This is a genomic window from Lactobacillus xujianguonis, assembly GCF_004009905.1.
GTDB classification, from domain to species: Bacteria; Bacillota; Bacilli; order Lactobacillales; family Lactobacillaceae; genus Lactobacillus; species Lactobacillus xujianguonis.
Genome location: NZ_ML136895.1, coordinates 21,336 through 29,117 on the forward strand (window position 1 = coordinate 21,336; position 7,782 = coordinate 29,117).

At 39.1% G+C, this 7,782-nt stretch carries 4 protein-coding genes, 1 tRNA gene and 1 pseudogene; 4 read left to right on the forward strand and 2 right to left on the reverse strand.

All coding sequences use genetic code 11. The features are described from left to right. The first annotated feature begins 168 nt into the window (after positions 1-168). Genes EJK17_RS08935 through EJK17_RS08945 form a run of 3 tightly spaced genes read left to right on the forward strand, consistent with a single transcriptional unit; the run spans position 169 to position 5,587 of the window. Entirely contained in the window at positions 169-2,010 is a 1,842-nt protein-coding gene (locus EJK17_RS08935) for a TerB N-terminal domain-containing protein (protein WP_103662350.1), read from the forward strand. A 13-nt stretch (positions 2,011-2,023) separates the two neighbouring features. Continuing rightward, a complete protein-coding gene (locus EJK17_RS08940; protein ID WP_103662351.1) occupies positions 2,024-3,355 on the forward strand; it encodes an ATP-binding protein in 1,332 nt (443 codons plus the stop codon). A 9-nt stretch (positions 3,356-3,364) separates the two neighbouring features. Beyond that, a complete protein-coding gene (locus tag EJK17_RS08945; protein ID WP_103662352.1) occupies positions 3,365-5,587 on the forward strand; it encodes a DEAD/DEAH box helicase in 2,223 nt (740 codons plus the stop codon). Positions 5,588-5,616: 29 nt separating this feature from the next. On the opposite strand, the gene EJK17_RS08950 is transcribed toward EJK17_RS08945, so the two are convergent. Continuing rightward, positions 5,617-6,279, reverse strand: coding sequence for a type 1 glutamine amidotransferase (locus EJK17_RS08950; RefSeq protein WP_103662353.1), 663 nt, complete (start codon positions 6,277-6,279; stop codon positions 5,617-5,619). A gap of 110 nt (positions 6,280-6,389) precedes the next feature. Between EJK17_RS08950 and EJK17_RS08955 the strand changes: the two genes are divergently transcribed. Continuing rightward, positions 6,390-6,462, forward strand: a tRNA-Thr gene (locus EJK17_RS08955). Positions 6,463-7,468: 1,006 nt separating this feature from the next. On the opposite strand, the pseudogene EJK17_RS08960 reads toward EJK17_RS08955, so the two are convergent. Further along, positions 7,469-7,782: pseudogene (locus tag EJK17_RS08960) on the reverse strand (ISLre2 family transposase); the annotation flags it as partial.

Here is a 7,782-nt window from a genome sequence, read left to right on the forward strand (position 1 = left end):
TACAATACTTATAGTAGCATACTTGTTTGTGTATAACCACACAAATTGCAAAAAATCTCGAATTCATAAGATAAATTTAATAATAGGAGTTGGGTGATCGCTAAATGTTTGGCAAGAATAGGATAAGTTGTTATAATTAAGAACGTGTGTGCGAAAGGAGGAAGATCAGTGAATTTTAATGATTTAAGTAAGTATGTTTATCAAAAGTACGGCTTAAAATTTACCCCAGCAATTCCAGGCTCAAAAGAATTATTTGTCTTGAAGGGACCGAACGATCAGAGTTACTTTGCGATGATGTCGCGCATTAATAAAAGTGAAGCAGGTCTAGCTGGAACAGGTACGATTGCTACTTTAGACTTACGCTGTGGCGATTTTGCCGATATGATTCGTGATTTGCCAGGCTTTACTTCCGCCTTTCGCTTGAAGAGCAAAGAATGGGTTGGGGTGTGGCTGGATCACGGGCAAAAAGATGCTATTGAAAATGCCCTTGATTATGCTTATAAATTAGCGCTGAATGAAGATGCACCAGCTGCCGTAAATCAAGGGCAGTATCTCTATTTATCAGGGGATGAAGAAGATAGTCGCTATCAAGCTCAAGCAATTAAGCCGCGGCCAAAAAAGCTTAAGAAGGAGTCAACTTTACCAGCGACTTTAGTCAAGATGCGGGAAAGCTATGATTACAGCATCTTGCCAGCTAAAGGGCGGGCTAAGAACTTTTACCATCAAGGACAGCTTGCTGCCGATTATGAGGATGATTTTGGTAAAGTTACCCCCTTTAAACGTTATTATCCGACTTATCACGATATGACTTCTGAGCAACTACGCAGTTACTTCACTTGGCGCACGCAAATTCGGCAGGGAAAATATGAAAAAACGAGTACGTCCTATGCCTATGTTTATCTCTATGAATTGCTTAATCAAATTGGTGTAGAAAATCCTGTGGCTGGCTATGAAAAATTGACGCAATTTTTAGACCAATATGCGCAAAAATATGATCTATTGATGGTCGATTATTTACAAAGATGGCTGCGCGATTATGTGATTTACTACCACTTGGATAAGCAATATGTAATAGCAGCTTTTGCCAAAGAGATAAAAACAGACCAAATATACCAAACTTTGCTCAATCCTGAACAATGCCAAGCTGAAGATATTTTTGCGGCCTTAACCAATTTATCGACATATTTAGACCAATCTTTGGCAGTAAAGAAATTGTCTGATAAATTTCCTCAGATTTTGTATCAAGTCTGGCTCAAAATCATGGCTCTTAAAACTAAAAGTGGGGTTTCCTTCTTTAATAAGTATATTGCTAAACGCCAGCTTTTAAAGGTTAACTTGTTTAGTGGGGCTGTCTTTTATGCTCACCAAAAAGCTGATTTAAGCTGCGAGATTGATGCAGAACGCCGTTACCTTGGCAAAAATGGTCAACTTTATTTGAGTGCCCTTTATCCGGTGAAAAGACAACGAAGTGGTCTTAATACTTTTTTACATGAAGTTGATCGCTTAGTTAGAAGTCATTTTCATTTGGGGCAGCTGAAGCCAAGAAAATTAGAGCCTGAATTCTTGCAGGCAATTGAAGCTGGAATTAAAAGTTATTTACAGCCAAAAGTCGAAATTGATTTTAGCAATTTGGCTCAAATTAGAGCTGATGCTTCCGTTACGCGGGAAAGCTTGTTGACCGATGAAGAAAAAGAATTAGAAGCTGCAGAAGTTAAAACACAAGCAGTGGCTAAGCCGCAAGAAGCATCTATAATAGAAGAAAATGGTTCAACTAAGGGCGAAGACTACGGTTTGACTGCAGATGAAAGGTATTTTTTATTACAGTTATTACAAAATAAACCGTGGGAAGAATATGTTAAAGCGCATCATCTGATGCCAAGTTTATTGGCTGATGCCATCAATGATAAGCTGTTTGATGAAATTGGTGATAGTGTGATCGAATTTAATGATCAAGATCAACCTCAGATTGTGCCAGATTATCAAAGTGATTTAACCGAAATATTTTTATAAAAAGGATGATTAGATGCCAGAGAAAAAACGTCGGGTACCAAAAAGAATTGCCCAAACTGTGTTAAATTCCCTTAAAGGTGGAGTGGTGCCCCGGATTGGATTACCGTATATTACTGTTGGCCGGAAAGCGGAAATTGCTGCGCTCTTACATGATGTGGATATCGTCTCTGAAGGTGGCGCTTCTTTTCGCTTCATTGTTGGCCGTTATGGTTCCGGGAAGAGTTTTTTATTGCAGACCATTCGCAACTATGTCATGGATAAAAACTTTGTTGTGGTTGATGGTGACTTATCTCCAGAGCGGCGCTTGCAAGGAACAAAAGGACAGGGCTTAGCGACATACCGGGAACTTGTGCAAAACTTATCCACTAAAACCCGACCTGAAGGTGGAGCATTAACTTTAATTATCGACCGGTGGATAAATTCGGTGCAAAGTCAAGTTGCCCAAGAAACTGGATTAACTGACAATGATCCTAAATTTGCCAGTGCTGTTGATCAAAAAATTTATGCGGTAATTGCCAATTTAAATGAAATGGTGCATGGCTTTGACTTTGCGAATTTACTGAAAAAGTATTATCACGCTTATCTAGCAGGGGATGATGAAACCAAAGCCAAGGTCATCAAATGGTTCCGCGGAGAATATACGCGTAAAACTGAAGCTAAAAAAGAGTTAGGCGTTTCAATCATCATTTCTGATGATGATTGGTATGAATACCTGAAATTATTCGCTGCCTTCTTTAGACAAGCAGGTTATGCTGGTTTAATGATTATGATTGATGAATTGGTTAATATCTATAAGATTCCTAATAGTATTAGTCGTCAATATAATTATGAAAAGATTTTGACCATGTATAATGACACTCTGCAAGGGAAGGCTAAATACTTAGGAATTATTATGTGTGGTACGCCGCAAGCTGTTGAAGATCGCCGCCGTGGTGTTTATTCTTATGAGGCTTTGCGGTCACGCTTAGCTGCAGGGAAGTTCGCCGGTGACGGGGCGCGAGACATGTATGCGCCAGTAATTAAACTAGCTCCGTTAACAGCTGAAGAAATGTTGGTTTTAACAGAAAAATTGGCTGATATGCATGCTGGTTTATACGGTTATGAACGCACAATTACAGATGAAGATTTGGCCAAATTTATTAAGATTGAATATACCCGAATTGGTGCTGATACGAAGATCACGCCGCGGGAAGTGATTCGTGATTTTATTGAATTACTTGATATTGTTTGGCAAAATCCCGGCACAAAGATTGAAGATCTGCTTAATTCAGACCAATTTTCTTATACTAAATCAGAAGCTGTGTCTGATGAAGCAAGTGGCGATTACACGGAATTTAAGATTTAAGGAAAAACAATGGACGTTTTTGAACATTATGCGCCGTTTATTCAAGACTATATTTATGAACATAACTGGCAAACGCTGTGCCCAATTCAAGTAGCAGCTGCGGAAGAGATTTTTACCACCAATGATAATGTACTATTGTCAGCATCGACTGCTGCAGGAAAAACTGAAGCAGCCTTTTTTCCCATTCTGTCAAAAATTTATAACCAGCCAGCTGATTCAATTCAGGTGCTCTATATTGCGCCGCTCAAAGCCTTAATTAATGATCAATATGATCGTTTAACCGAACTGTGCGAAGAGAGCAATTTAAAAGTTTGGCGTTGGCATGGGGATGTGGCCCAATCGCAAAAGCGCAAGCTGCTCAAAAAGCCAAGCGGCATTTTGCAAATTACGCCTGAGTCGCTAGAGAGTTTTATGATTAATAAGCATATGGATATTCCTCATCTTTTCCACAATCTGCAATTTATTGTGATTGATGAATTGCACTCTTTTTTACGTAGTGATCGAGGGGGCCAGACTTTTTGTTTAATTGAGCGCTTGTCAAAATTAGCAGGAGTTAATCCGCGGCGCATTGGTTTGTCAGCAACGATTGGGAACTTGCAAGCTGCCTGTAACTTTTTAGGAGCAGGTAGTCCATTCAAAACGATGGCCCCAAAAGTACAGAATCCGCGCCAAGTTTGGCGCTTATCCATGGAGCATTTTTATCAAACTGATCCACAAGCTGCCAGTAAAGACTTTGATCCAAGTGCAGTGATTGAACCCAAAACTGACCAAGCTCCGCAACTGGCGGATCCTGGCATTGGCTATATTTTTGAACATACTAGAGGACGAAAATGCCTGGTCTTCACCAATAGCCGGGAAGAGTGTGAAGCTGTTTGTCAGCAATTGCGCGAATATTGTAAGTTTAACCATGAACCTGATCGTTTTTTGATTCACCATGGTAATTTATCGCCAGCTTTGCGAGAAACAGCTGAGCAAGCAATGAAAGATGAAGATGCTTATCTGACTACTTGTGCCACGGCGACTTTGGAATTAGGTATTGATATCGGGCAATTAGAAAGTGCCTTTCAAATTGATGCCCCGTTTACGGTTTCTGGCTTTTTACAAAGAATGGGTCGGACAGGTCGGCGAGGTAATCCACCTGAGATGCATTTTGTGATGCGGGAAGAACATCCTGAGTCACGGGCAATGTTACCCGATTTAATTCCCTGGTCACTCTTGCAAGGAATTGCCCTAGTGCAGCTTTATTTAGAAGAAAAATGGGTTGAACCACCTGAACCAAATCGTCTGCCTTATAGCTTGCTTTATCACCAAACAATGAGTACTTTGGCGGCTAGTGGTGAAATGACGCCAGCTGAACTAGCTTCAAGAGTTTTGTCGCTAGCATATTTTCATAATATTAGTCAAAAGGACTACCAGATTTTATTACGGTATCTGTTAAAGACGGATCACATTCAATGGACTGAAAATGGTGGCTTAATTCTTGGCTTAGCTGGGGAAAGAGTTGTGAATAACTTTAAGTTCTATGCGGTGTTTCAAGAAAATGAAGAATTCAGTGTCCATGCCGGTAGTGAAGAATTGGGCACGATTGTGAAGCCGCCACCAGTTGGTGATAAGATTGCCATTGCTGGGCGAGTTTGGGTTGTCGAAGATATTGATCGCAAACGCCACCAAGTTTATTGTCATGGCGTTGAAGGCCGGATACCTGCATATTTTGGGGATGTACCAGGTGATATTCATCCTAAAATTTTACAGCGAATGAAAAAGGTACTCACAGAGAGAACGCAGTATCCATATTTGATGAATAATGCTAAGGCGCGCTTAACGCAGATGCGGGATACCTGCAATTTAGCCGGACTACCAGCTAAGAGTCTAATTAACTTAGGCGGAAAAATGTGGGCCTTCTTCCCGTGGACGGGGTCATATGCCTTTTTAGCTTTAGAAAGATTATTGCGTATTAAGTGTGCTGACCGCTTGAATTTACGCGGTTTTAATTCTTCGCGGCCATACTATATGGAATTTGCCATGGATGCGACAGCGGAGGAATTCTTCCAAATTTTGCATGAAGAAGCAGCTAAAGACTTTGATCCAATGGATTTGGTTTATCCAAAAGAAGTACCAGTTTTTGATAAGTATGATGAGTACTTACCAGGTGAATTAATTCGTAAAGAATTTGCTTACAGTGTGCTTGATATTAAAGAGATGAAGCGTTGTGTAAGTGAATTGAAGCAATGAAAAAACTCTCCGCAAGGAGAGTTTTTTGTTTATTCACAGATGTAGTCAAGCAGCTTGTTCATAATTGCTTCGTTCTCAGTTGGAACGGGATGAGCTAAAATATCGGCTGGGGTTTGCTTTAAGTAGTTGCCTGCAGTATAGCTGCCGTCGTTGACCACCATTTCACGGACGTTATCGGCAAGCGGTTCGAAGTGGAATTGTAAGCCGATAATGCGGTGGTTCATGACGAAGCCTTGGTTCTTTAACAGATCACTTGAAAAGAGTAAATCAGCTCCGTCAGGAATTTCAAAAGTTTCTTCATGCCAGTGCAAGGCGGTTAATTTTTTAGGTAAACCAGGAATTACATCACTTTGTAAATAGACAGGAGCCCAACCAACTTCTTTTTTAGCTTTACCAATCTTGTAGCCTAAAGTCTTGGCAATTTGTTGAGCACCAAAACAAGCGCCGAAGATAGGGATGTTCTTAGTCATTGCTTCTTTAATTAATTGGCGTTCTTGCACAATCCAGTCGTCGTGATCATTAGGACTCATTGGTCCGCCTAAGATGACTAACATATCAGTCTCATCAATCTTTGGTAAAATCCCAAATTGGTAGGGATGATAAATGTACATTTCATGTTGATGCTTGTGGGACCAGGTTTGAATAGCGCCGGGACCTTCATTTGGTGTGTGTTGTAAAACGTTAATTCTCATTGTTTTCCCCTTATTGTTTATTTTTTGTGATTTATTTTAGCACAAGTCAAAAATTAGAAAAGTAAAATTGCATCGCATTTTATATTTTGCTATAATTGCTTTGTTGTGAAGCCGAATTAGCTCAGTCGGTAGAGCGCTTCCCTCGTAAAGAAGAGGTCGGCAGTTCGATTCTGCCATTCGGCATAAATAAGATTTATTAAAATTGATTAACCTTTATTTATCAACGTTTTGCGAAGATAAGTGAAGGTTGATTTTTTGCTATAAAGGAAAATAATGCACAGGAAATGCACACGGAAAATTGCGTGTGCATGAGTAAAATTTTTAGGGTAAGACAAAGGCTACAGTGACGGGCTTTATGCCCGTTTTTTCGTGTGCACAGAATAATATATTTGCTCTACCTTTATCGATTTCCTTATCTCCCAAGTCGGTTAACCATGTGCTTAACGACTTTTTTTTTCAGCTTTACGAAAGGTCTGCTTGCGCTCTTTATCAATGCGAATGTACAGACGATCGTTTAGGTGCTTCTGTTTTTCTTGATTCATGTGTCTTCCTTTGTCGAAATTATATCTGCATATATTTTGCTTACGACTTTGTACGCACATAGTCAAGGCTAAATGAGATGTTTGTAGGAATTAGAAATAAAGATTGTTTAGAAAGAGATGTGAAATATGTTATTTTTATTAAAGGCTCTGGTTTAAAAAGAACCGCAAAGAAAAAAGTAGTAAATTAGCTACTTTTGTTTTAAAGCCCTCTAAAATAAAGGAGATTAAAAATTTATAGGCTTTATACATAATAGGATTTTTCCTACTATCTATAAAACCTATAAGTAATCTTCTTACTTATAGGCAAAAGGTCATAGTTTTTATCAGAAACTATGTAAAGAAATTATAGGTGTTAGATGATGGGATTTTTAGATATTTTTGATGATCAATTTATTTTAGTATACGCCTACAGCGTCATACTTTGCGTAGTCTCTTGCACTACGTTTGATCAATTTACGTAATTGACGCTCATATTTTTTGTGATATTTCTTTGAATGAACACGTTTGTTTAACCATTTTGGATCTTGGTCATTGCAATTCCAATTGTATGCGCCAAGTTTAAAATGATTACTTGAAGTTGAGCAATTAACTTGTAAGTGTCAAAGTTTTTGCGGTTACTCAAAAACCATTAGTCTGACCTTAATTTCTTAATAATTTATGTGATTTAACATCCGATTGAATTTACTTAAATAGCTGCCACCAACTACTGCTGCTGTTAAGGCTCCGTGTTGAATACCGGTATGGATTTCGTGACGGATTCTCAAACTATCTCTAGCTGCGGCTTGTAATTTCTTACGGTCTAAGCTAATTAGTTTGCTCGTTTCAAAATCACTGTTGAGCCATTCTTCTAAGTCTCCATTCTTGATGCAAGTTAGAATTCGAAGCATGCCTTCGGCACCAGCTTCAGACCAATATTTGCCTTGGCCTTTAACGCGATAAGTATACTTACGGTGATTACTTT

Coding starts and splice junctions, on each gene's coding strand:
- EJK17_RS08940 (WP_103662351.1), top strand. CDS start 2,024: ATGCCAGAGAAAAAACGTCGGGTACCAAAAAGAATTGCCCAAACTGTG.
- EJK17_RS08945 (WP_103662352.1), top strand. CDS start 3,365: ATGGACGTTTTTGAACATTATGCGCCGTTTATTCAAGACTATATTTAT.
- EJK17_RS08950 (WP_103662353.1), bottom strand. CDS start 6,279: ATGAGAATTAACGTTTTACAACACACACCAAATGAAGGTCCCGGCGCT.